Origin of the sequence: Sphaerisporangium corydalis, from assembly GCF_025506355.1 — a bacterium.
In the GTDB taxonomy this organism is placed as follows: Bacteria; Actinomycetota; Actinomycetes; order Streptosporangiales; family Streptosporangiaceae; genus Sphaerisporangium; species Sphaerisporangium corydalis.
Genome location: NZ_JANZYP010000003.1, coordinates 86,993 through 110,471, shown reverse-complemented (window position 1 = coordinate 110,471; position 23,479 = coordinate 86,993). Strand labels below are relative to the sequence as shown.

General features: G+C 71.3%; 18 protein-coding genes. 9 read left to right on the top strand and 9 right to left on the bottom strand.

Going from position 1 to position 23,479, the window contains the following annotated elements; translation table 11 throughout:
* Positions 1-46: 46 nt before the first annotated feature.
* Positions 47-3,067, bottom strand: coding sequence for a helix-turn-helix transcriptional regulator (locus tag NYZ98_RS03390; RefSeq protein WP_262840962.1), 3,021 nt, complete (start codon positions 3,065-3,067; stop codon positions 47-49).
* Between the two features lie 200 nt (positions 3,068-3,267).
* Here NYZ98_RS03390 and NYZ98_RS03385 point away from each other — a divergent pair, with 200 nt between their 5' ends.
* Positions 3,268-4,686 (top strand): amidase, encoded by a 1,419-nt coding sequence (locus NYZ98_RS03385; RefSeq protein ID WP_262840961.1) that lies wholly within the window; start codon positions 3,268-3,270, stop codon positions 4,684-4,686.
* A 61-nt stretch (positions 4,687-4,747) separates the two neighbouring features.
* On the opposite strand, the gene NYZ98_RS03380 is transcribed toward NYZ98_RS03385, so the two are convergent.
* On the bottom strand, positions 4,748-5,599 hold the full coding sequence (locus NYZ98_RS03380) for an alpha/beta hydrolase family protein (protein WP_262841096.1): 852 nt from the start codon (positions 5,597-5,599) through the stop codon (positions 4,748-4,750).
* A 279-nt stretch (positions 5,600-5,878) separates the two neighbouring features.
* Positions 5,879-8,668, bottom strand: coding sequence for a helix-turn-helix transcriptional regulator (locus NYZ98_RS03375; RefSeq protein WP_262840960.1), 2,790 nt, complete (start codon positions 8,666-8,668; stop codon positions 5,879-5,881).
* 723 nt (positions 8,669-9,391) lie between these two features.
* Here NYZ98_RS03375 and NYZ98_RS03370 point away from each other — a divergent pair.
* Entirely contained in the window at positions 9,392-12,934 is a 3,543-nt protein-coding gene (locus NYZ98_RS03370) for a discoidin domain-containing protein (protein ID WP_262840959.1), read from the top strand.
* 265 nt (positions 12,935-13,199) lie between these two features.
* Here the strand turns inward: NYZ98_RS03370 and NYZ98_RS03365 are convergent, their stop codons facing one another.
* Positions 13,200-13,778: a TetR/AcrR family transcriptional regulator gene (locus NYZ98_RS03365; protein WP_262840958.1), complete on the bottom strand. Its 579-nt coding sequence runs from the start codon at positions 13,776-13,778 to the stop codon at positions 13,200-13,202.
* Between the two features lie 53 nt (positions 13,779-13,831).
* Between NYZ98_RS03365 and NYZ98_RS03360 the strand changes: the two genes are divergently transcribed.
* Positions 13,832-14,752, top strand: coding sequence for an alpha/beta fold hydrolase (locus tag NYZ98_RS03360; protein ID WP_262840957.1), 921 nt, complete (start codon positions 13,832-13,834; stop codon positions 14,750-14,752).
* Positions 14,753-15,519: 767 nt separating this feature from the next.
* Here NYZ98_RS03360 and NYZ98_RS03355 read toward each other — a convergent pair.
* Both NYZ98_RS03355 and NYZ98_RS03350 read right to left on the bottom strand, forming a co-directional pair.
* On the bottom strand, positions 15,520-16,176 hold the full coding sequence (locus NYZ98_RS03355; RefSeq protein ID WP_262840956.1) for a hypothetical protein: 657 nt from the start codon (positions 16,174-16,176) through the stop codon (positions 15,520-15,522).
* A 136-nt stretch (positions 16,177-16,312) separates the two neighbouring features.
* Complete coding sequence (locus NYZ98_RS03350) at positions 16,313-16,798, bottom strand: GNAT family N-acetyltransferase (RefSeq protein ID WP_262840955.1); 486 nt, start codon at positions 16,796-16,798, stop codon at positions 16,313-16,315.
* A 252-nt stretch (positions 16,799-17,050) separates the two neighbouring features.
* Here NYZ98_RS03350 and NYZ98_RS03345 point away from each other — a divergent pair, with 252 nt between their 5' ends.
* From NYZ98_RS03345 to NYZ98_RS03335, 3 genes are read left to right on the top strand one after another with little or no spacing between them, the layout of a single operon-like run.
* Entirely contained in the window at positions 17,051-17,392 is a 342-nt protein-coding gene (locus tag NYZ98_RS03345) for an ArsR/SmtB family transcription factor (RefSeq protein WP_262840954.1), read from the top strand.
* Between the two features lie 3 nt (positions 17,393-17,395).
* Positions 17,396-17,902: an SRPBCC family protein gene (locus tag NYZ98_RS03340; protein ID WP_262840953.1), complete on the top strand. Its 507-nt coding sequence runs from the start codon at positions 17,396-17,398 to the stop codon at positions 17,900-17,902.
* Positions 17,902-18,522: a dihydrofolate reductase family protein gene (locus NYZ98_RS03335; RefSeq protein WP_262840952.1), complete on the top strand. Its 621-nt coding sequence runs from the start codon at positions 17,902-17,904 to the stop codon at positions 18,520-18,522. Before NYZ98_RS03340 ends, NYZ98_RS03335 begins: the two co-directional genes overlap by 1 nt.
* Before the next feature lie 573 nt (positions 18,523-19,095).
* On the opposite strand, the gene NYZ98_RS03330 is transcribed toward NYZ98_RS03335, so the two are convergent.
* Positions 19,096-19,590 (bottom strand): NUDIX domain-containing protein, encoded by a 495-nt coding sequence (locus tag NYZ98_RS03330; RefSeq protein WP_262840951.1) that lies wholly within the window; start codon positions 19,588-19,590, stop codon positions 19,096-19,098.
* Positions 19,591-19,630: 40 nt separating this feature from the next.
* Positions 19,631-20,701, bottom strand: coding sequence for a transcriptional regulator (locus tag NYZ98_RS03325; RefSeq protein ID WP_262840950.1), 1,071 nt, complete (start codon positions 20,699-20,701; stop codon positions 19,631-19,633).
* 323 nt (positions 20,702-21,024) lie between these two features.
* On the opposite strand from NYZ98_RS03325, the gene NYZ98_RS03320 reads away from it, so the two are divergent.
* From NYZ98_RS03320 to NYZ98_RS03310, 3 genes are all read left to right on the top strand, one after another.
* Positions 21,025-22,230 (top strand): helix-turn-helix domain-containing protein, encoded by a 1,206-nt coding sequence (locus NYZ98_RS03320; protein WP_262840949.1) that lies wholly within the window; start codon positions 21,025-21,027, stop codon positions 22,228-22,230.
* A gap of 96 nt (positions 22,231-22,326) precedes the next feature.
* On the top strand, positions 22,327-22,527 hold the full coding sequence (locus NYZ98_RS03315) for a hypothetical protein (protein ID WP_262840948.1): 201 nt from the start codon (positions 22,327-22,329) through the stop codon (positions 22,525-22,527).
* A gap of 47 nt (positions 22,528-22,574) precedes the next feature.
* A complete protein-coding gene (locus NYZ98_RS03310) occupies positions 22,575-22,799 on the top strand; it encodes a hypothetical protein (protein ID WP_262840947.1) in 225 nt (74 codons plus the stop codon).
* 189 nt (positions 22,800-22,988) lie between these two features.
* Here the strand turns inward: NYZ98_RS03310 and NYZ98_RS03305 are convergent, their stop codons facing one another.
* Positions 22,989-23,423 (bottom strand): VOC family protein, encoded by a 435-nt coding sequence (locus NYZ98_RS03305; protein WP_262840946.1) that lies wholly within the window; start codon positions 23,421-23,423, stop codon positions 22,989-22,991.
* Positions 23,424-23,479 lie beyond the last annotated feature (56 nt).

Genomic DNA, 23,479 nt, shown 5'->3' with positions numbered 1-23,479 from the left:
GGCGGCCAGGCTCGGCCGTCGTTACGACGGGGGTAGGGGGCCTGGGTCAGTGGGGGCCGCCGAGGAGGTGGGCGGTGAGTTCGGTGCGGTTCGACAGGCCCAGTTTGGTGAGGATGTTGCGGACGTGGGTCTCGACGGTGCGTTCGCTCAGCACCAGGCGGTCGGCGATGCCCCGGTTGGACATCGCCTGGACGACCAGGGCGGCCACCTCACGCTCGCGGGCGGTCAGCGGGTCGTCGGCGCGGCGCAGGGTCTCGGCCCGGGACAGCAGCAGGCCGGCCCGTGCCAGCGGTCCCGGCAGGTCGAGGCGCCGGGCCTCGGCCGCCGCGCGGGTGGCCAGCCCGGCCGCCTCCGCGCGGTCGCCGGGCCCGCCCCGCCGCAGCAGCACGTCCGCCAGCGCGAGCCGGCCGTGGGTGAGCCAGGGGCGGGCGCCGAGGCGCAGGTCGACCTCGGTCGCGGTCCGCAGCAGCACGGCGGCCTCGTCGAGCCGTCCCATCACGGCGGCCATCCGGCCGGCGCCCCGCGCGCAGGAGCCGCCGCAGAAGCTCTCCGCGCCGCCGGGGAGGCCGCCGGCGGCGGCCCACGGCAGCCACAGGGCGTGCGCCCAGCCCGCCGCCTCGGCGTCGTCGAACACCTCGACCAGCTCGGTGAGGTGCTGGAGCACCCCCAGGCCCCGCACGCCCGGCAGCGGTTCCCGCAGCAGCAGCCGCAGGTGCTCGTACCGTGCGTACGCCTCGTCGCGGTTCCCCTCGATGGACAGGCACAGGGCGACGGCGGCCTCGGCGACCGGGATCCCCGGCAGCGCGCCGAACGCGGCGCGGTAGCCGGCGGGCAGCTCGCGCCGGTCGCCGCGTACCAGGGCGACGAGCTGGCCGAACATGTCGGTGACCATGGACGCCAGCGGCGCGTCCATGCGGGCGGCGATCTCGCCGGCGGCCGCCGAACGGGCGCGGGCCACGTCGAACTCGCCGGCCAGCGCGGCGCGCGCGGCGCCCGCCCGGAGGTGGTACCAGCGGGCGGTGGGCAGGCGGGTGGCGTCCGCGAGTTCACCGAGCCTGGCGATGCCGTCGTCGGCCGCCACCAGGTCGACGAGCTGGTAGGCGGCGTCCAGCCGCCAGATGTGGCCGCGGACGGCGGTCATCGGCCGGCCCGTGCGCGTCCCGGCGCTGACGGCCAGCTCACCCATCCGGCGGCGCTCGCCGACGTCGCCCGGCCGGTCGAGGAGTCCGACCCGCGCCCGCGTGGCGTCCAGCAGCGCGACCGGGTCACCGCATTCCTCAGCCAGCCGCAGCGCCTCGCCAACCGCTCGCCGGACGTCCCGCCGGACGTCCCGCCGACCGCCGACCGCATCCGCGTCCGGCCCGCCAGCCGCTTCCACATCCGGCCCGCCGCCCCCCGCCACGTCCGGCCCGCCGACCGCATCCATATCCGGCCAGCCATCCCCCGCCACGTCCGGCCCGCCGTTCGCCGCACCGGGCGTGGCGGTGGGTGGGCGGTCGGCCTCCACGTCCAGGGAGGCTTTCCGGGCTAGCAGCCGCGCGCGCGTGACGGCGGACGTGTCGTCGCCCTGCTCGGCCGGGGCCCGGTCGTACAGTTCGGCCAGGGCCCGGTCGCATAGTTCGGACATCCCGACGAGGACCGCCTGGTCACCGGTGCCGCAGACGACCAGGGCGGCGTCGGCGAGCAGGCCGGGGAGCCCGGCGGACCGGGCTAGGTCCGCGGCCTCGCGGCAGTGCGCGGCGGCGCGCCCGGCCCGGCCGGCGAGGCTCTCGGCGGTCGCCAGCTCGATGAGCAGCCCGGCCCGCTCGGCCGGCCCGGTGCCGAGGGGGGCGAGCATGGCCAGTGCCTCACCGAGCAGCCGCGCCGCCTGCTCCGGCGACGACGACCTCAGCGCGTGGGCGGCGGCGGCCCGCGTCCACCGCAGCGCGGCGCGCAGCGTCGCGGCGTCGTCGCCGGCGGCCTGCCAGTGTGCCGCGATGCGCGCGGCCTGGGCGGGGTCCACGCCGGCCCGCCGTTCCAGCGACTCCGCCGCCCTGCGGTGCAACGCCGGGGCCTCGCGTGCGGCCTCGGCGACGACGCCGTCCCTGACCAGGGCGTGCGCGAACCGGTAGCGGGACGGGGCGCCGGGCAGCGGGACGAGCAGGCCGGCGGCGGCGAGCGCGTCCAGGTGGCGGGACACCACGGCGGGGGGCAGCTCCCGGACGTCGGCGACCAGCGCGGGGTCCGGCTCGGCGCCGAGCACCGCCGCCGCGCTCACCGTGCCGCGTACGGCCGGGTCCAGCCCGCCGAGCATCTCCAGCACCAGCGGCCGCAGGTCCGCGGCGGGCAGGTCGGGCAGGCGGCGATCCGGGGTGCCGCTCCTGGCCAGGGCGCGGGCCATGGCCGAGACCAGAAGGGGCAGCCCGCCGGTGCGCTCGTGCACCAGGGGGGCAAGGGCGGGGCCGCCGGGCAGGGCCGCGAGGTACCGCGTGACGTCCTGGACGGTGAGCGGCGCGAGGGCAATCGTGCGTCCGGCGCGGCTGCGGGCCACCTCGGCGAGCGTCCTGGCGAAGCCGCCGGCCTGCCGCGGGGAGCCGTCCCTGTGGGTGGCGACGACGAGCAGCCGGGAGCCCGCAGCCTCGGCGGCGACCTGGCGGAGCACGGCGAGGGACGCCTCGTCGGCGTCGTGGACGTCCTCGATCACCACGACGAGGCCCTTGAGGTCCTCGGCGGCCTCGACGAGCGCGTCCGTGAGCAGGACAAGCAGCCGGAAACGCTCCGCCGCCGACTCCGCCGCGTCGCCACCACCCGAACCGCCGGCCTCGGTGATGAGGGCGGCGGTGGGCAGGCGTCCGGCGATGCGGAGCCAGGGCCACAGCGGCGGGGTGCCGTCCTCGTCGGGGCAGCGGCCCCACACGACGCTCCGCTCGCCGGCCACGGCCTCCGTGACCAGGCGCGACTTGCCGATGCCGCCGGGACCGGACACCAGGACGACCCCGCCTTGGCCGTCACGGGCGGCGGCGATCATCTCCCGGAGCGCGGCGGTCTCGCGCTCGCGCCCGACGAAGGCGCCGGGGCCGTTGTCCATACGTCGATTCTGACAGCGCGGGCGGCGCGGCGTCGGCGCCCGGTGCGCACCCCGGCGACCGGCCTCATGGGTGCGTACGTCGGACGGGACCGGTCTCAGTGGTGGGCTCAGCGGTCGTGCTGATGTGCGGGCGGGGGTTCGCGCCGATGCTGGGATCCCCGGCAGGCACGTGAGGCCGGGTGGGAACGGAGAGGGAGCATATGGAGACGCACGAGTACGCGAGCCACGACGCCGTGGGGCTCCGTGAGTTGATGGCCACGGGCAAAGTGGACGCCGCCGAGGTCGAGGCGGTGGCGCGTGAGGCATTGGAGGCGGCGAACGCCGAGGTCAACGGGCTGGCGGTCCCCTTGTTCTCGCCGGCCCTTGAGCATTCCGTCGACGGGCCGCTCGCGGGGGTGCCGTTTCTGATCAAGGACAACGGCCCGGTGGCCGAGGGGGTGCCGTTCTTCTGCGGCAGCCGGAGCGTGCGGGGCGCCGTCGCCGCGCATGACACCGACCTGATGACGCGGCTGCGGGCCGCTGGCCTGGTCACCCTGGGGATGACCACCGTGCCGGAGATGATGATCAGCTTTTCCACCGAGTCGGTCCGCTACGGGCCGACGCTGAATCCCTGGGATCCGGGGCGGGGGGTCGGCGGCTCCAGCGGGGGCGCCGCCGCCCTGGTCGCCTCGGGCGCGGTGCCGCTCGCGCATGGCAGCGACGGGGCGGGCTCCCTGCGGATCCCCGCCTCGTGCTGCGGGCTGGTCGGCCTGAAACCGAGCCGGGGCCGCACGCCGTGCGGGCCCGACGTGGCCGAGGCGCTCTTCGGGATCTCGATCGAGTCGGGGCTGTCCCGCACCGTCCGCGACACCGCGCACTACCTCGACGCGATCCAGGGGCTGGCGCCGGGCGACAAGTACACCGCGCCGCCGCCGTCGCGCCCGTACGCCGAGGAGGTGGGGGCCGATCCGGGGCGGCTGCGGGTGGCCGTGACCACGGAGTCGTGGTCGGGTTCGGCGGTGGACCCCGAGGTCGCGGAGGCGGCGGAGCGGACCGGCCGGACGCTGGCGGAGATGGGGCACCTGGTCACCGAGGCGAGCCCGGTGGTCGACCATGGCGCCGTCATGCGGGCCATGGTCCCGTTCGCGATGGTCGCCGTCGCCGCTCCGCTGCTCAGCGCGCTCACCCCGCCGGACCCCGACCTGGTGGAGGCGGTCACCCTGAGGGCCTTCGAGGAGACGAAGGAACTCGGCGTGTACCGCCTGCTGGGCGCGTTCGACGCGCAGAACCAGGTGAGCAGGTCCGTGGGCCGGTTCTTCACCGGGTACGACGTGCTGGTCACCCCGACCCTCGGGCGGCTCCCGGCGCCGCACGGCACCCTGCGGTACAACGACCCCGGGCACAGCGTGACGAGCTGGCTGGAGTCGCTGTTCGACTACGGGCCGTTCACGGCGGTGTTCAACCTCGCCGGCCAGCCCGCGATCAGCCTGCCGCTCGGGCAGAGCCGCGGCGGGCTGCCGATCGGGGTACAGCTCGTCGCCCCGTACGGGCGCGAGGACCTGCTGCTGCGGGTCGCGGCGCGGCTGGAGGAGGCCATGCCGTGGCGGGACCGCACCCCGCGCGTGTTCGCCGGCCGGTGACCCGAAGCCGATGGCGGCCGCCCCGGGGCGGCCGCCATCGCGTGCCGGGTCGTGCGGGTCGTCAGGAGTTCGGGCAGGTGTCGCGGTACTCCTCGATCGCCGAGCCCGACGGCGCCGGGCAGAGGAACTGGTCGTAGCGGGTGTCGTCGTCGATGTACCGCTTCATCCACGAGATCATGTACTTGGCCATCGTGGTGTTGGCCGTCTGCGGGAAGAAGTGCGAGGCGTTGTTGAGCTCCATGTACGCCTTCTCCGACGACGCGGGGATGCTGGTGTAGAACGGCTGGGAGTGCGTGGCGACCGGGGCGACGGTGTCGGATTCGCCACCGATGATCATCGTCGGCACGCGGACGCCCGACCAGCTCTTGACGGTGTTCCACGGCGCGAGCGGGATGGCCGCCTGCAGCGACGGCCGCGAGTTCGCCGCGGCGAGCGTGCCGCCGCCGCCCATGGAGTGCCCGGCGACGGCCAGCCGCCCGGTGTCGATGCGGCTCCGTACGGAGCTGCTCTGGGTCAGGTAGTCGAGCGCGGCCAGGAGCTGGCGCCCCCGGCTGTCGGGCTGGTCGTAGATGGTGGTGGTCTCGATGCCGAACACCACGAAGCCCTGGGACGCGAGGCGGGGGCCGAGCCAGCTCAGGCTGGACCACCGGGCGGTGTACCCGGGGGCGATGGCGATGGCGCCGAACGTCCCCTGGCTGGTGTCGGTCGGGTAGTAGATGGTGCCGCCGCCGAACCCGCTGACGGCGGAGGAGACCGACGTCTGCGCCGTGGCGAAGGGGCCTCGGGACGCCTCGATGCTCGCGTTGGTCGGCGCGGGGCCGCGCTCGTACGGCCCGGCGGCGGCCTGGGCGCCCGGGCCGAGGACGACACCGCCGCCGGTCAGGGCCAGGGCCAGGCAGACCTTGGCGATCATGCGGCCGCCTCGGCGGCGGGCGTCCAGGGGACCGGGGGAAAGGGAGAGGATGTGCACGCTGTTGTGCTCCCTGCTGCTCGGGTGGGAGGGACCACGCGGGGGCCCACCGCTCGTGCCGCCCGGTGTGCGGGGCGGCGCCGGTGAGCGCTGGCGGGTGGTTCCTCATGACTGCGGACTGCCGCAATTGTCAATTCGCCCGGTCACCCACGCATCGGCGAAATCACCGGTCTTCTGATGACGGGGTGACGCAAGGGATACGCCGGACCGGCAGGTGGGCGGTCAGGACAGGAGGCGGGCGAGTTCCACGCGGGAGCGGACGCCGAGTTTGGCGAAGACGTTGCGGAGGTGGTGCTCGACGGTGCGCGGGCTGAGGAAGAGCTGCGCGGCCACCTCCCGGTTGGTGGCGCCCTCGGCGACCATCCGCGCGATCTGGTGCTGCTGCGCCGTGAGCTGCTCGGACTTGTCCGACCTTGCGGCCCGCCCGGTGCGCGCGGCCGGTCCGGCGGCCTGTTCGGGCCTGGTGGCGCACGTGGACCGCACGGTCTGCCCGGCCGCGCGCAGCTCGCCCCGCGCCTGGCCGACCCACAGGCGGGCCCCGAACCGTTCGAACGTCTCCAGCGCGCTGTGCAGGTGTTCCCTGGCCGCGCCGGGGCGCCGGTCGCGGCGGAGCGCGCTGCCGTACAGGAGCTGGGTGCGTGCCGTCTCGAACTCGCAGGTCCCACGAAGGTGCAGGTCCAGGGCGTGGCGGAACAGTTCCTCGGCCTCGCCGGGCCCGGCGAGCAGCGCGTGGCACCGCGCCGCGAGCGCCAGGCGGTCGGGGCTGCGGGTGCTGGCCACCCAGCGGTCGAGCACCCGCAGCGCGGACCCGGCCTGCTCACGGTCCCCCGTGCGCGCCGCGGCCTCGATGAAGATGGGGGTGGCCATGACGCGCACCACGACATGGCCGTTCCTGCGCTGGGCGCGCAGCCGGCCCGCGGCGTCCGCGACGCGTCCCGCAGCGAGGTCGAGGTGGGCCAGCGCCCAGTTGCCGAGGGCGCCGACGACGCCGAGGCCGTGGGCGTCGGCGAGTTCGAGCGCGGCGGTGGCGCGGACGCGGCAGGTCTCCTCGTCGCCGAGGACGGCGGCGGTGAGCGCGAGCCAGGCCAGGTGGTGTCCGGCGGTGTTGAGCTGGCCGGTCTCCTGGGCGAGCCGCAGGCCCTCGACCGCGTTGTCGGCGACCGAGGCGTACCTGCCCATCCAGATCTCCGCCTGGATGACCGACTCCAGCAGTTGCGGCAGTGCCGAGGCGCCTCCCCTGCCGCGCGCGATGTCGACGGCCCGGGTGGCCAGCATGAGGGCGTTGGCCTCCTGGCCGAGCAGCAGGCTGGCGGCGCCCGCCCACACCAGCATGGCCGGGCCGTGCGCGGCGGGCGCCAGGCGCAGGACCTGGTGCAGGGGGGTCGCGGCCTCGGTGTGCCGCCCCCTGAAGGTGGCCGCCACCCCGGCCAGGTACTCGAACATCAGCTCCGCGGCCGGGCCCTCGTCCGGGCGGCGCACCGCCGCGGCCCTGCGCGCGATGGCGAGGAACCCCCGGTTGTCCCCGGCGGTGTAACTGGCCTCGGCGGCGCGGACCAGCGCCCGCACGCCGAGCGGCCGGTCGCGGTCCAGCAGCCAGCCGGCGGCGGCGAGGAACCTGTCGTGGGCGTTGCCGGTCTCCCCGCCGAGCAGTTCCAGGTCGCCGCGCAGCAGTTCGGCCTGTCCCCGCATGTCCTCGGCGACCGTCAGCGTGGACAGCCGGGCGAGCAGCGACCTGGCGCGGCGCGGGTGCCCCGAGCTGGAGGCGTGGCGGGCGGCGGCGGCCAGGCGGGCGGCCTTGAGGTCGCCGCGCCCGGTGAGCTCGGCGGCCCGTTCGAGGGCGAGAAAGGGCTCAGGGTGGCCGCTCCGCGGGGGCGCCGCCTCCGCCGCCTCCGCCAGTTCGGCGGCCAGTTCCTCGGCGGGGCCATCCAGGGCGACCGCCCGGTGCCAGGCCCGCCGCAGGCGCTGGTGGTCCTGGTCCAGGACGTCGGCCAGCAGGCGGTGCGCGGCCCGCCGCCGGGCGAGCGAGGCGCCGGAGTACACCACCGAGGCCATCACCGGTTCGGCGAACGCGTACCTGTCCCCTTCCGCGCGGACGATCCCGGCGCCCTCCGCGGGTTCGAGCGCCAGCAGGGCGTCCGGGTGCTCGGCGACCCTGACCAGCGTGGCCGTGTCCAGCGACGGGTCGGCGGCGACCAGCAGGAGCAGGTGGCGGGCCTCGCCGGTCAGCCCGGCGAGGCGAGCGGTGTGGGCGCGCCACAGCCGGCCGCCCGGCGGCGGCGATCCGGGCGGGGGCGAGGTGCCGGCGAGCTGGCCGGGGCTCAGCGAGCCGGCCAGTTCGGTGAGGGCGAGGGGGTTGCCGTGGGCGACGCGTTCCAGTGCCGCCCGCAGGTCCTCGCCGAGCCCCGGCGATAGGTCGCCGAGCAGTTCGCGGCTCGCGGCCGCCGGCAGCGGGCCGAGGACCAGCGAGGGGATCCCGCCGGGGGCGGTGCGGTCGTCGTGCGAGGCCAGGAGCAGGGCGACGCGCTCGCCGTCCAGGCGCCGCGCGGCGAACAGGAGCACCTCGCGGCTGGCCGCGTCGAGGTGGTGGAGGTCGTCGACGCAGGCCAGCACCGGCCGCCGCGCGGCCATGGCGGACAGCAGGTCGAGCACCGCCGCGGCGAGCGCGAGGCCGCCGTCGGCGACACCGAGGTCGAGCGCCTTGCGCAGGACGGCGGCCTGCGCGCGGGGAAGCTGGGCGGGCGCGTCCCTGACGGGGCGCAGCAGGCCGTGCAACCCGGAGAACGCGAGGTGGGACTCGGCGGGCACGCCTCGGGCGCGGAGCACGGTGAACCCGCCGGCCAGGCGGGCGGCGTGGTCCAGCAGCGCGGTCCTGCCCGTTCCCGGCGCCCCGAGCAGGAGCAGCGCGCCGCCCGAGCCGTCGCGGGCCCGGTCCAGCAGCCGCCGCACGGCGTCCTGCTCGCCGCTCCGCCCTCGGAGGGTTCGTGCCTGCGTGGTGCTGGGGGCCAGGGACACGTCCCCAAGTGTTACGCGCGGATGTCGTCGCTGGAAGGGGCAGGGGGCGGTGGTTCGGCGCATGGGCCACGACTGGTGGTTTCACCGATACGCGGCCCTACGGCGCGGCGCGGCGGCGGCCGTTACCCGGATGCGCCGCCCCCTTCGACGCCGTGCCCGCCGCCGGTCCGCAGGCGGGCCCGCCCGGGGTTACGGCGGGTCCGGAAACCGCTCGATCCGGGGCGCGGAGCGTGCCCGCGCAGGACGCCGACCTTCCGGACAACGGCTATCCAGGAGTACAGAGAACCCGAATTCGGCCAGACCGTCCAGGTCGGCCGTAACAGCTCCGTGTCATAGCAAGCCGGGCTTTCCAAACCGTTGACGCGGCCGTAGCACATATGTAACCTTTGGCCAACGCCCTGCAAGATTCTTGCAAACCACTGTTCTATTTCTTTCCATTCTCCGCAAGTTCTGGCTGGAACGCACTGCGTCCGTGCACCCGCCCCGCCCCCATCCACGGAGGCCTCAGGTGATGTCGGCTTCGGCACTGCACGGTCGATCGCCGCCCGGCGACCCTCCGGTCGCAGCGTTTCCCGTCTTCCGCGTTGAGATTCAGCACCCCCCAGCGACACCCGGAGCGTCGCGAGGCGGAGGTCATGGACTCCCGCTCAACCCTGTCGTTCCAGCCGAGAGATAGAGAACGCAATGAATCTGAAATACCCACTTTTAAGGCTGGTCGCGGGCATGACCGCGGCCGGCCTGCTCGTTCTTGCGGGGCCGGTGCTACCGGCCTCCGCGGCGGGCCCCAACCTCGCGTCGGGAAAGGCCACCTCGGCCAGCAGCTCCAACAACCCGTACACGGCCAACAACGTCAATGACGGCAACCAGGGCACCTACTGGGAGAGCAACAACAACGCCTTCCCGCAGTGGATCCAGGTGGACCTCGGCTCCTCGGTCAGCGTCAACCAGGTCGTGCTCAAGCTGCCGACCGCCGACTGGGGCACCCGCACCGAGACCCTGGCCGTTCAGGGCAGCACGAACGGCTCGTCGTTCTCCGACCTCTCCGCATCGGCGGGCCGCGTCTTCAACCCGGCCTCCAGCAACACCGTGACGATCAACTTCACGGCGGCCAGCGCCCGGTACGTCCGGCTGAACATCACCGCCAACACCGGCTGGCCGGCCGGCCAGATCTCCGAGTTCGAGGTGTACGGGCCGGACACCGGCGGCGACGTCACCGCGCCCACCGCGCCGGGCAACCTCGCCTTCACCCAGCCCGCGTCCGGCCAGATCAAGCTGACCTGGAACGCCTCCACCGACGACGTGGGCGTCACGGGTTACGACATCTACGCCAACAACGGCCTGCGCGGCAGCGTGGCGGGCAACGTCCTGACCTACACCGACAGCCAGCCCGACACCGCGACGGTGTCGTACTACGTCAGGGCCAAGGACGCCTCGGGCAAGCAGTCGTCCAACAGCAACACCGTCACCCGCAACGGCACCGGCGGAGGCGGCTCCAACCTGGCCGTCGGCAAGCCGATCACCGCGTCGGGCTCGGTCTTCACGTTCGTGCCCACCAACGCCAACGACAACAACGTGGCCACGTACTGGGAAGGCGCGAGCGGCGCCTACCCCTCCACGCTGACGGTGCAGCTCGGATCGAACGCCGACCTCAACTCGATCGTGCTGAAGCTGAACCCCGACAGTTCCTGGGGCACGCGCACCCAGACCATCGAGGTCCTCGGGCGCGAGCAGAGCGCGACCGGCTTCACCACCATCTCCGGTGCGGTGCCCTACGTGTTCAACCCCTCCAGCGCGAACACCGTGACGATCCCGGTGAGCGCCAGGGTCGCCGACGTCCAGCTCAAGATCACCTCGAACACGGGCGCGCCCGCCGGGCAGATCGCCGAGTTCCAGACCATCGGCACCGCCGCCCCGAACCCGGACCTGACGGTCACCGGCGTCACCGCCTCCCCCACCTCCCCGATCGAGACCGACGCCATCACGCTGTCGGCCACGGTGCGCAACATCGGCAACGCGGGGTCTGGCGCCACCAACGTCAACTTCTACCTGGGCACCACCAAGGTGGGCACCGCCTCCCTCGGCGCGCTCGCCGCCGGAGCCACCGGCACCGTCTCGGCCAACATCGGCCCGCGTGACGCCGGCACCTACCCCCTGACCGCCAAGGTCGACGAGGGCAACACGGTCGTCGAGCAGAACGAGACCAACAACAGTTACACCAGCGCCACCTCGCTGATCGTGCGCCCGGTCGACACCTCCGACCTGGTCGCGGGCACGAGCTGGTCGCCGGGCAACCCCTCGGCGGGCAACACCGTCACCTTCAGCGTGGCGATCAAGAACCAGGGCACCGTGGCCTCCGCGAGCGGCGCCCACGCGATCACGCTGACCGTCACCAACGACTCGGGCACCGTCGTGCGGACGCTGACCGGCTCCTACAGCGGCGTGATCGCCGCCGGCGCCACCACCAGCCCCGTCAACCTCGGCACCTGGACGGCCGCCAACGGCAAGTACACCGTCAAGACGGTGCTCGCCAACGACGCCAACGAGCTGCCGGTCAAGCAGGCCAACAACACCAGCACCCAGCCGTTCTTCGTCGGCCGCGGCGCCAACATGCCGTACGAGAGCTACGAGGCCGAGGACGCGGTCGTCGGCGGCGGCGCCCAGATCGTCGGCCCCAACCGGAACATCGGCGACCTCGCCGGTGAGGCCTCAGGCCGCAAGGCCGTCACGCTGAACTCCAACGGCAGCTACGTCGAGTTCACCACCAAGGCCAGCACCAACACCCTGGTCACCCGCTTCTCCATCCCGGACTCCTCGGGCGGCGGCGGCATCAACTCGACGCTGAACATCTACGTCAACGGCACCTTCCTCAAGCCCATCAACCTGACGTCCAAGTACGCCTGGCTGTACGGCGCCGAGGCCGGGCCGAACAACTCGCCCGGATCCGGCCCGCGTCACATCTACGACGAGGCCAACGTCATGCTCGGGACCACCGTCCCGCAGGGCGCCAAGATCAGGCTGCAGAAGGACGCCGCCAACACGTCGAACTACGCGATCGACTTCATCAACACCGAGCAGGTGTCGCCGATCGCCAACCCCGACACCGCCCACTACGCCGTCCCCACCGGCTTCAGCCACCAGGACGTCCAGAACGCGCTCGACCGGGCACGCCAGGACGCCAGCCTCGTGGGCGTCTACCTGCCGGCCGGCGACTACCAGACGACGGGCAAGTTCAACGTCTACGGCAAGGCCACCAAGGTCATCGGCGCCGGTCCCTGGTACACGCGCTTCTTCGCGCCGACCACCCAGGACAACACCGACGTCGGCTTCGACTCGCAGTCCTCGGCCAACGGCTCGACGTTCTCCGGGTTCGCCTACTTCGGCAACTACACCTCGCGCATCGACGGCCCCGGCAAGGTGTTCAACTTCTCCAACGTCGCCAACATGGTGATCGACAACATCTGGGTCGAGCACACGGTCTGCATGTACTGGGGCGCGAACACCGACCACGTCACGATCAAGAACTCCCGCATCCGTGACACGTTCGCCGACGGCATCAACATGACCAACGGCAGCACCGACAACCTGATCAGCAACAACGAGGCACGCTCGACGGGCGACGACAGCTTCGCGCTGTTCTCGGCCATCGACGCCGGCGGTGCCGACGAGAAGAACAACGTCTTCGAGAACCTGACGGCGATCCTCCCCTGGCGCGCCGCCGGCCTCGCGGTCTACGGCGGGTACGCGAACACCTTCAAGAACATCTACATCGCGGACACGCTGACCTACTCCGGCATCACGATCAGCTCGCTCGACTTCGGGTACCCGATGAACGGCTTCGGCGCCGACCCGCCGACCGTGTTCGACAACATCTCCATCGTGCGCGCGGGCGGCCACTTCTGGGGTCAGCAGACCTTCCCCGGAATCTGGATCTTCTCCGCCTCGAAGGTGTACCAGGGCATCCGGGTCAGCAACGTGGACATCATCGACCCGACCTACAGCGGCATCATGTTCCAGACGAACTACGTCGGGGGCCAGCCGCAGTTCCCCGTGAAGGACACGATCTTCACGAACGTCTCGATCACCGGCGCCAAGAAGAGCGGCGACGCGTTCGACGCCAAGTCCGGGTTCGGCATCTGGGTGAACGAACTGCCCGAGCCCGGCCAGGGCCCGGCGGTCGGCACGGCCACGTTCAACAACCTCACGTTGAGCAACAACGCCGTCGACATCAAGAACACGACCTCGACCTTCACCATCGTCCGCAACTGATCGATGGCTCCGTCCCTGGGCCCTGACCGGCCCGGGGACGGTGCTCCCCCGCTCGACCGGTTCCCCGCTTCAAGGAACCGGCAGGTGCCGCCGAGCCCGTCTGGGCCGGCGGCACTTCCGTTTTCGCTGAGGCGGTCGCGTGACACTCACGACCGCGTCACACGCACGACCGCGTCACACGCACGACCGCGTGGCACTCACGACCGCGTGGCACTCACGACCGCGTGACATTCACGACCGCGTGACATTCACGACCGCGTGGCACTCACGCCGGGCCCGCGAGGAGCCGGCTCAGCTGCAGGTCGAGGACCGCGACGGCCTCTTCGTGGCCGATCTCGCCGAGCATGCGGGCGTCGGCGAGCGCTCCCGCCACGCCCAGCAGGATGCGCGCCTCCGCCTCCGCGTGGGGGGTCACGGCCGGGTCGCGAGCCTCGGTGACCAGCCGCGCGACGGCCGCGGTCGCGGCGGACGACCCCTCGCGGTAGAGCCGGTGGAGCTGAGGGTCCACGACGGCGGAAGCGAGAAACGCGTGGCTCGCCAGGAGTCGTTCGCTGCCGAGACCCACCAGGGCCAGCAGAACCTTGCGCAGCGTGATGTGCGGTTGATCATCCGGTCGCAGGCCCGCCGTGACGGCGGTCTCGATGTCACGCCGCTGTGTGGTCGCGGCCAGCCGCAACAGTGCCTCCTTGGTCGGGAAATAGTACTGGACCAGGCTTTTGGAGATCGCGGCCTCCGCCGCGACACGTCCGATGGTCACCGACGCCAGGCCCTCACGCACGCACAGCCGGAGCGCCGCCCTGGCGATCTCCTCACGACGCGCATCGTGGTCCACGCGTTTCGGCATCGTCCCTCCCCGAGGTATTACAATACGATCGTATAGTAAACGAGGAGGTCTCCGTGCACACCATCGCACCGAACATCGGAGCGGCATTCAGGGCACGCGGACTCGGCCACTTCCGCGACGACGCCGCCTACGCCAGATACCGGCGGGCCTATGACCGCGCCATGGCGCGCCTGCCCGCGCCCAGCGCGACGCTGGACGTGCCGACCGGCTTCGGCACCGTCCGCGCCTACCGGTTCGGGCCCGCCGGCGGGGTGCCGCTGTTACTGCTGCCCGGTCGCACGGCGGCCACCCCCATGTGGGAGGCCAACCTGGCCGGCCTGGCGCAACACCGCCCGGTGTACGCGGTGGACCTCATCGGGGAGCCGGGCCTGTCCGTGCAGACCCGACGGCTCACCTCCTCCGAGGACCAGGCGGCCTGGCTCGCGTCACTCATCGACGGCCTGCCCGAACCGGCGTTCCACATACTGGGCCTGTCGATCGGCGGCTGGTCCGCGCTCAACCTCGCCGTTCACCGGCCGGGCGGGATCCGTTCGCTCGTCCTGCTCGAACCGGCCGCCACCTTCGGCCCCATCACCTGGAAGGTCGTCGTCGTCTCCCTGGCGGCGGTGCTCCCCCTGCCCCGAGCCATCCGGCAGCGCCTGCTGAGCTGGATCGCCGGCGGCGCCGACACCTCCGAGGACGATCCCGTCGCCGCACTGATCGACTCCGGCATGCGCGACTTCACCACCGCCCTTCCCCAGCCCACCTACCCCACCGACGAGCAGATCACCGGGATCGAAGCGCCCACACTGGTGATCATCGGTGGCCGCAGCATCATCCACAACCCCGGCAAGGCGGCGGCACGGGCCCGCCGCCTCCTCCGGCACGGCACCGTCGAACTCTGGCCGGAGGCGTCGCACGCCATCAACGGCGAATTCCCCGAACGCATCGAAACCACCGTCACCACCTTCCTGACCAGGATCGAGGCGACCTAGGGTCCACGGGGGACTTTTCCGCCCCGAGGTCACCGCCGATCCGCCGTCCCAGCCGGGGCACGGGTTGAGACCGAGGTCGCTGCCGATCCGCCGTCCCAGCCGGGGCACGGGTTGGGACGGAGGTTACCGCCGATCCACCATCCCAACCGGGATACGCGTCGGAACCGAGGTCACCGCCGATCCACCATCCCAACCGGGATACGGGTTTGGGTGGGCAACAACTACTGGCCCACCGAACCCGGTGCCGGGTGGGGGGCACCGACTCGCCCGCGTGGAGGGGAAGGGACGGCCTCCGCGCCAAGGTTGCTGCTGCTCCGCCGTCCCAGCCGGGGTACGGGTCGGAACCGAGGTCACCGCCGATCCACCGCCCCAACCGGGATACGGGTTTGGGTGGGCAACAACTACTGACCCACCCAACCCGGTGCCGGGTGGGGGGCACCGACATGCCCACCGACCCCAGCCGAAGCGAAACCGTACGTTCAGCAGGACATGGGCCGATGGACGACGCCAGCCCGCCTTCGCGGAGGGAAAAGACAGCTTCCACGCCAAGGTCACCACCGATCCACCGTCCCAGCTGGGGCACGGGTTGGGTGGGCAACACCTACTGGCCCACCCAACCCGGTGCCGGGTGGGGGGCACCGACATGCCCACCGACCCTGGCCCCGTCCGGCCCGCACGTCGAAGCGACCCGTTACCTACCACGGGTTCGGCTGGGCGACGCGTGCGGGCTTACCCAACCCGGTGGGGGCGCCGACGGGTTCTGGGTTCTATGGGCGGGGTTCGCCGTACCAGCGCCAGGTGGTGAGGCGGGGGCGGCCGGGCAGCTCGGCGCGGCCGGTGGCCCACAGGAGCGTGGTCCAGGGGTCGGTGGTGTCCGGTGCGTCCGGGAACAGCCGGGCGAGGGCCCGCGCGCACAGATCGGCGGGCGGCGTCCACGCGAGACCCAGCCCTTCGGCCAGGTCGTAGGTGTGCACGAGGGTCTCCACCACCCCCATCGCGGCGAAACCCTCCGGGTCCGACTTCCCGAAGACGTGATGGGCACGCGCCCGTAGTGGCGACGTCCGCACCATGGAGACCAGCAGGGCACCACACGACTCCAGCACCTGCAACAACCCGGCCGGCCCGGCCGCACGGTCGGCGTGAACGGCGTTCGCCGGACCTCCCGGCCGCAGGCTCTGCCAGACGAAGGGGACGACTCCGTCGGCGGGCGGGGTCCTCGGGCCGAGCTGGACGGCATAGGCGAACAGGTCGTCACTGAGGTGCTCGACGGTCTCCCAGCAGTCCCATTCCAGTGAACCCGCCTTCCCGTCCCACGCCGCTGCCGGCGCCTCACGGAGGAGATCGACAGAAAGCAGGACGGCCTGGTCGAGGTCGTCCGCGGTCACAGGGGAACGGGAGGTCAGGTTCTCGGAGGATCGGGACATGCCAGGAACCATATCTCCCACTTTGGTGGCGACCCATGCCCCGCGTGGTTGTGCGGGTTCGCTTCGGCTGGGTCGGTGGGCATGTCGACGCCCCCCACCCGGCACCGGGCCGGGTGGGCCGGTGGCGGCTTGCTGGTCAGAGGAGCGCCGCGAGCTCCGGCCAGGCGTAGAAGACCTCGCCGGGTGGCACCTCTCCCGCGAGGACTCCGCCGAGGGAGGTGTAGAAGCGGCGGGCGCGTTCGTTGACGGCCAGTACCCGGATCGCCAGCGAGCCGAACCCGTCGGCGCACAGGTCGGCCGCCACCGTCCGCAGCAGGGCGCGGCCGTGGCCATGCCGCTGATGATCGGGATGGATCGCGAGGGCGAGGATCTCGGCGTCAAGGCCGAGCCCTGGATCCGCCGGGCCGCCCTTGACCAGGCCGATGACCGTCCCGTCCGGCAGTTCGGCGATCCTGGTGTGATGTGGCCGAGGCCGTTCAGCCGCCTCCGCGAGGAGGTTCCGGCGCCAGTTGGCGGCGGATTGCTCGCGGGTGACGTCGAAGTCCTCGAACTCGGCGAACGCGGCGCAGGTGATCTCGGCCATGGCGTCCGCGTCGTTCGGGAGGGCGTACCGGATCGGCATGAGCGTAGATTACGGCGAGGTTCCGGCTTCCGCCGGAGACGGCGGCCCAGGGCGGTCGACATGCGGAACCGCCCCCATTTCCGCCATCGCGGTGATACGGCCCGCCGCCGTCGCGCGTGCCGTCTCCCGGATACGCGTTTTCCGTAGCCGCTGACGACGTAGCCGCTGACGAGGGTCGCGATCGCCATCTGACAAGCCACGCCTGATTCCCTCCGGCTTGACGCATGCCGATATGGGCATATGATGACACCCATGGCACGAGCAGCGACGACGTCGGACGTCTTCAACGCGATCGCCGAGCCGCAGCGCCGGGAGATCCTGGTGCTGCTGCGGGCGGGTGAGCGGCCGGTGAACGAGTTGGCCCAGGAACTGGGGATGACGCAGCCGGGGGCGTCCAAACACCTGCGGGTGCTCCGGGAGGTCGGGCTGGTGCGGGACCGCAAGGCGGGCAAGCAGCGCCTGTACGGCCTCGACGCCCGCGGGCTGCGACCGATCCACGAGTGGACCGGCGGGTTCGAGCGGTTCTGGAACGAGAGCTTCGACCGGCTGGACGCGTACGTGCAGGACCTGAAACAGGCAAGGCAGGAGGAATAGCTGATGAGCGCGACGGGACGAGGAACACCCCCGCAGTCCGCGACGGCCGACCGCGAGATCGTCATCTCCCGGGTCATCGACGCCCCACGAGAGCTGGTGTTCAAGGCTTTCACCGAAGTCCGGCACCTGTCGCGATGGTGGGGACCGGAGGGGTTCACCACCACCACGCGGGCGTTCGAGTTCCGCGCCGGCGGCGAGTGGCAGTTCGTGATGCACGGACCGGACGGGACGGACTACCAGGAGTGGATCTCCTGGACCGAGATCGCCCCGCCGGAAAGGATCGCGCTGCTGCACGGTGAGTCCCGCGGCGACCCGAACGCCTTCGAGTCGGTCCTCACGTTCGCGCCCGACGGCGCGGCGACCCGGATCGAGATGCGCACGGTGTTCCCCACCAAGGAACTGCACGACGAGGCGGTCGAGAAGTACCACGCGATCGAAGGCGGCCGGCAGACGCTGAGCAACCTGGACGCCTACGTCACCGAGACCGTCCGGAAGGAAGTTCAGGACTGATGGCCGGAAAAGTGTTCTTCAGCGTGTCCATGTCGCTGGACGGCTTCATCGCGCCCGAGTCCCTCGGAGACCTGATGGGACAGCAGTGGATGGAACTGCAAGCGTGGATCTACCCGCAGCGGTTCTTCCGGGAGAACCTCGGGCTCGGCGAGGGCGGCGAGGAAGGGCGCGACAACGACATCGCGCGAGAGACGTTCGAGCGCACCGGCGCGAGCGTGATGGGCAAGCGCATGTTCGACGCCGGCGAGCGAATGTGGCCGGAGGAGGCGCCGTTCCACACGCCGGTATACGTCGTGACGCACGAGAAGCGTGACCCCTGGGAGCGGCCGGGCGGGACCACCTTCCACTTCGTCAACGACGGCATCGAGACCGCGCTCGACCAGGCCCGCGTGGTCGCCGGCGACCGAGACGTCCGCATCGCGGGCGGCGGCGCGACGATCCTGGAGCACGTGAACGCCGGCCTGGTCGACGAGTTCTCGATCGCGCTCTCACCCGTGCTGTTCGGCTCCGGAATCCGCCTGTTCGGGGGCGTGGACGCGGGCCGCGTGGCCCTGGAGCCGATCCGCGCGGATCCGACACAGCGGGCGACCCACCTGACCTACGCGGTCCGGAAGCGGTAACCGTCTCGACCCATGTCCCGCGTGGACGTGCGGGTCCGCTTCGGCCAGGTCGGTGGGCATGTCGGCGCCCCCCACCCGGCACCGGGTTGGGTGGGCCAGCAGGTGTTGCCCACCCAACCCGGGACCCGCCAGGGCTGCGGATCAGCCGAGGCCCGGCGGACCCACGGATACGTCCGCCACCACCGGTGGACACGCTGGTGTCGCGCCACCCAACCCATCCCCGCTCAAGCGTGCGGGTCCGCTTCAGCCAGGCCGGTGGGCATGTCGGCGCCCCCCACCCGGCACCGGGTTGGGTGGGCCAGCAGGTGTTGCCCACCCAACCCCACACCCCCGCCGGGGACCACGAGCAGGACATGCCCGGCCGGGGACCACTGGCAGCTCATGCCTCGGCGGGGACCACGGGCAGCACACGGCCCGCCGGGAACCACGGGCAGCCACGCCCCGTCGGGGATCACGGGCAGCACACGCCTCGGCGGGACCAATGCCCGCCACAAGTTAGAAACCCTTCGGCGTACCAGGTGCTCGTCACGCCGCTGTAAGCCAAGTGGCCGATTCTCGGCATCCTGACATGATTCACTCGACGTACGGCGCTTCGTTGTTCAGGCCCGTGTCAATGCGGCGGCGAATCGCAGGATGGATGCGGTAGTCGTCCAGATTTTCGACGTCTACCCAGCGCACTTCCTGGGCCTCTTCCGGGTCAGGCTCGACTTCTCCACCGACCACCCGGGCGCGCAGGCAGACGTTGACCGGCTGGCGCACCTCATCGACCTTCTTGCCGTGCATGTACACGATCACGTGGCCAGGATCGGAGAAAACACCGACGAGGCCCGTGATCTCCACGACAAGGCCGGTCTCCTCGCGGCATTCACGGACGCCGCACTCGGCCACGGTTTCGCCCTTCTTGACGCCACCTGTCGGAATGGTCCAAAGGTCGTTATCCGCACGGCGAAGCAAAAGGATTTTGCCCTCATCGTCCCGGACGAACACGCTCACCGATGGTTTGCGGCTGGTCGGATTGGGTGCGTCGGGGTCCTGCCAGTAGTCGATACGCGTGTGGGGCTGGCTCACCGTTCTCCCGTGATGGTCGACATGTCCTTTCGGTGTGGATTCAACCAAGGTCCCCGGCGTACTGCACGAGGAGGTCACGGACCTGCGGCACATCGCGATACGACTCCAGGCTCGCGAGGACTACGCGGGCGCGCTGCGCAGTCCGATCACTGGCAAGGTCGGCGGACAACTCCAGCATCCGCGCCGCGGTCGCCGCCGCTTCCTCGGGCTCGCGAGCATCCGCCAGGGCCACAGCAAGCCACGACAGATAGAGCGCGAGTTCGCGCGTATGAGTGGCGTCGTACGGGCCCAATACATCGATCAGGAGAGGCACGGCCCGTAGCGGGCGGCGAAGCTCGGTGTAGGCGCGAGCCTCCATGACCTGAAGTTCGCTCGCGCCCACCCAGTAGAGATACGCGGGGCCGTCCGCGTCGCCGGGGCCGGCGAGCGCCGTGCCTGCCTCACCGAGCGCCTCCATGGTGCTCTGCGCGTCGTCCGCGCGGGTGTACGCCCACGCGATGCGATCCCACGCCAAGGCGCGTGCTCGTGGCGGCGCGTCCGGCCCCGCTGCCTCAAGTGCTGCACGCGCGAGGCCGACGGCCCTCTGGGAGTCGCCCACGTTCGCCTCCTGGTAGGCCAGGGACCCGAGCAGGTTGGACTCCAGGGTGCCGTCTCCGGCTTCGCGTGCTGCGCTGATCCCCAACCGGTAGGTGTCGGCCGCGCGGTCGTGCAGGCCTGCGTCGCTGGCCACCCAGCCGGCGATCTGGGCGAACTCCCCGATCGCGGTGAGCATGCCCCGCCCGACCTCTTCGCTGTGGGTCGAGTTCTGGTAGATGGACACCGCAGAGTCCAGTTCACGAAACGCCGGAACGATCAGATCCCCACCGGCCAGCACGTCATCAGCGAGCCGCAGACCGTGGACCCGAGCCGAAAGGTCCGCGACGAGACCGGCCCCAGCGCGCTTGCCGGTGATGGCGGCCATACGTCCGCTCAGGTCCCCGTCCGGGAGTAGCTCCGTGAGCACGTCGATGGGAGCCCGGCCCTGCAGCATGACGACGGGGGTCCCAGGCTCCTGGCTCCGCGATGCAGTCTCGGAGAACCACGCGGCCCAGGCCGGGACCTCGTCCGCCATCACGTACACCTCTTTGCCGTGCCGGGGTGGTGTCCCCTTCCACCTCACTGTCATGCATCAGGACCGCGAAATAGGCAAGCCCCGGCGGGGCCCCTGACCACCTCCGCCACCACCGGATGATCTGTCACATCGGCATCGTTTCGTACTCACATTCACACCTATACGCCCCTTCCCCCGGATTGATGCATTCCAGGAGGACGGGGCGTATCGGTGTTTATGGGGCACGCAGAATTGGCAGCAAGGGGATGGTCTTGTGCGGGACATGAATTGCTCTGCGCGTCTAGCCTGATGGTGTTCTGGACATCAGAAAGGGCGCAGGGATTATGAGCGAAGCCGGCACGATCGGCGAACGTCTGCGAGGTGCTCGCCGGTATCGCGGAATGAGTCTGCAGGTCCTCGCGGACCGGTCGGGGCTGTCCAAAGGCTTCTTGTCGATGGTGGAGAACGGTAAGCGTTCCCTGGAGCGCAGATCCCATATCTCCGCTCTCGCCGATGCGTTGGAGGTGTCGGTCGCCGAGTTGACGGGCCAGCCGTACAGGCCGCCCCCACAGCCGAATGGAGCCGGTGGGCATGGAACGGTGCCACGTGTCCGGATCGCGCTGCTCAGTTCCTCCCTCGATGAACCGGCCGACGTACGGCCCCGAGGCCTTGACCTGCTCCTGGCGGAGACCGATCAGGTAGAAGCACTGTGCGACGCGTCGCACTACGGCGACTTCGGCCGGCTGCTGCCCGACTTGATGCCGGAATTGCACGTCATGGCCACGATCGGCGACGAGCGAGAGCAAGCCGAGGCGCTTCGCGCGCTGGTGAGAGCAAGCCACGCGGCGTTCTATCTGTTGAAGGATCTGGGATATCTGGACCTTGCGCAGATCGCTGTGCAGCAGGCGCGCGACGCCGCCTCCCGCCTCGATGAGCCTGCCCTGGTGGGATTGGCGGCCTTCGTGCGGTCCCACGCGTTGCTGCCCGCCGGGGCCTATTCGGCCGCCCTCTCGGCGGCCGACCGGGCGGCCGAACGGCTTCAGATCGCCTCCGGTGACCCTGCGGCCGTCGAGCTGTACGGAATGCTGCACTTGTCGGCGGCACTCGCCAGCGTGAGCCTGAACCGGCCGGCCGAGGCGGACGTCCATTTGGCCGAGGCGCAGGCCACCGCCGATCGCACCGGAGAGGGAAACGTCTACGGCCTGCACTTCGGACCCACCAATGTGAGCGTGTGGCGGGTCGCGCTGATGGTGGAACTCGGGGAGATCGACAAGGCCGATGAGATCGCGCGAACGGTCCACCCAGAGTTGATCCCCTCACGCGGGCGCCAGGCAGCGTTTTACGCCGACTGGGGGCGCGCTATCGCCCAGATCCCGCGCCGGGAGCGGGACGCCGTCGAGAGACTGCGTCAAGCGGAGCGGCTGGCGCCCGAGCAGATCAGGAACAGCCCGTTGGTGCGGGAGACCGTGAGCCACCTGCTCACCCGGTCACGAGCCGCAGCCGCTGGCCGGGACCTGCAAGGTCTCGCTTACCGCTTCGGCGTCTCATAGCTCACAAGGGTTAACGGCTGTGAACGACGGCCGGGCATGGTGGGCTTACGGTGCTCGTCTAATCACGTTGAGTGACAGCGACGAGTGGAGACGGTCATGACGACGGCCAACGAAACCATCCCCGGCTGGCGCGTTTTCCGCAGCGACAAAGGCCGCCTTTGGGCGACCCGCGAAGAACCGTTCGACGAGGCCGCCCAGAAGGTCGCGTGGCGGACGGTCGATGCCGACGACGAACTCGGGCTTGCCCGAGCGATCGCCGAGCAGGAGTCCCGGGCCAAGCTGGTGCGCTTCGCGTGACGACGGCCGGGGAAAGGGTGCCGTCGCGCGGGGATTATCAGCTCGTCTTGCTGAGGCGGACCTACCCGGCGTGGCGCATCGCTCGGTTCACCTGCTCGGACGGATCCTTCGGCGGATGGTGGGCCACCCGGCGCGTCCCGCTTCTGCCCTCCCACAGGTGCGCCGGCCTGGTGACGACCATCGCCCGGTGGGACGCGGTGAACCTGGCCAGCGAGCTGACCGCACAGCTCGACCTCGGTGAACGCATCGGTTACACCGTGGCTCGGCCGTGAGCGGGCGCACCGGCGTGAGCGGGCGCACCGATTCGTTGATCTCGGCCACCTAGGGGTACGTCGACCACGGGACTCACATTCCCGTCCGGCGCGGGCGTCGGCGGGAAAGTCCATCACGGCGATCCACACGCGGCGCCGGACTACCGAGGTGCCGGGAAGATCCGCGAGTCTCGAAGAACGCCGATCATCTCACCACTTCGCCGGGACTTCCGTGTCCCTCTGGAGGAACTCCAGGCGATTGCCGACGTTGTCGGATGCGTAGAAGCGCCGGTGACCAGGGAAGTCGTCGTCCCACGTGATCGCCACGCCATTGGCTTCCAGGTGACCGGCGAGCTGGTTCAGAGCGGTCACCCGAATGCCGGGATGAGCTTTCTCGGCCGGTCGGAAGTCCTGCTCCACGCCTAGATGGATCTCAAGCGTGTCCGCGCGGACCCATAGTCCCCCTCGGGCGGCCAGAGGCGGGGGTTTGACTATCTCGATCATGCCAAGGACACCGACGTAGAAGGCGCGGCATTCATCCTCACTGCCGGCCGGAATCGCCAGTTGCACATGATGGAGGCTGTAGCCAAAGGGGGAGTTCTGATCAGGGCCATAACCCTGAGAGGAGACCGCCGTATCCCTCATCGGGAATGCTCCGTTTCTCGCGGTGTTTGACGCGGATCGGCAAACTGTCCGCGCGT

Bases quoted from the DNA above. Each gene is read 5' to 3' on its own strand.
- NYZ98_RS03390 (WP_262840962.1), bottom strand. From the start codon at position 3,067: ATGGACAACGGCCCCGGCGCCTTCGTCGGGCGCGAGCGCGAGACCGCC.
- NYZ98_RS03305 (WP_262840946.1), bottom strand. From the start codon at position 23,423: ATGAGGGATACGGCGGTCTCCTCTCAGGGTTATGGCCCTGATCAGAAC.
- NYZ98_RS03350 (WP_262840955.1), bottom strand. From the start codon at position 16,798: ATGCCGATCCGGTACGCCCTCCCGAACGACGCGGACGCCATGGCCGAG.
- NYZ98_RS03320 (WP_262840949.1), top strand. From the start codon at position 21,025: ATGAGCGAAGCCGGCACGATCGGCGAACGTCTGCGAGGTGCTCGCCGG.
- NYZ98_RS03385 (WP_262840961.1), top strand. From the start codon at position 3,268: ATGGAGACGCACGAGTACGCGAGCCACGACGCCGTGGGGCTCCGTGAG.
- NYZ98_RS03315 (WP_262840948.1), top strand. From the start codon at position 22,327: ATGACGACGGCCAACGAAACCATCCCCGGCTGGCGCGTTTTCCGCAGC.
- NYZ98_RS03355 (WP_262840956.1), bottom strand. From the start codon at position 16,176: ATGTCCCGATCCTCCGAGAACCTGACCTCCCGTTCCCCTGTGACCGCG.
- NYZ98_RS03345 (WP_262840954.1), top strand. From the start codon at position 17,051: ATGGCACGAGCAGCGACGACGTCGGACGTCTTCAACGCGATCGCCGAG.
- NYZ98_RS03365 (WP_262840958.1), bottom strand. From the start codon at position 13,778: ATGCCGAAACGCGTGGACCACGATGCGCGTCGTGAGGAGATCGCCAGG.
- NYZ98_RS03340 (WP_262840953.1), top strand. From the start codon at position 17,396: ATGAGCGCGACGGGACGAGGAACACCCCCGCAGTCCGCGACGGCCGAC.
- NYZ98_RS03380 (WP_262841096.1), bottom strand. From the start codon at position 5,599: ATGATCGCCAAGGTCTGCCTGGCCCTGGCCCTGACCGGCGGCGGTGTC.
- NYZ98_RS03370 (WP_262840959.1), top strand. From the start codon at position 9,392: ATGACCGCGGCCGGCCTGCTCGTTCTTGCGGGGCCGGTGCTACCGGCC.
- NYZ98_RS03335 (WP_262840952.1), top strand. From the start codon at position 17,902: ATGGCCGGAAAAGTGTTCTTCAGCGTGTCCATGTCGCTGGACGGCTTC.
- NYZ98_RS03325 (WP_262840950.1), bottom strand. From the start codon at position 20,701: ATGGCGGACGAGGTCCCGGCCTGGGCCGCGTGGTTCTCCGAGACTGCA.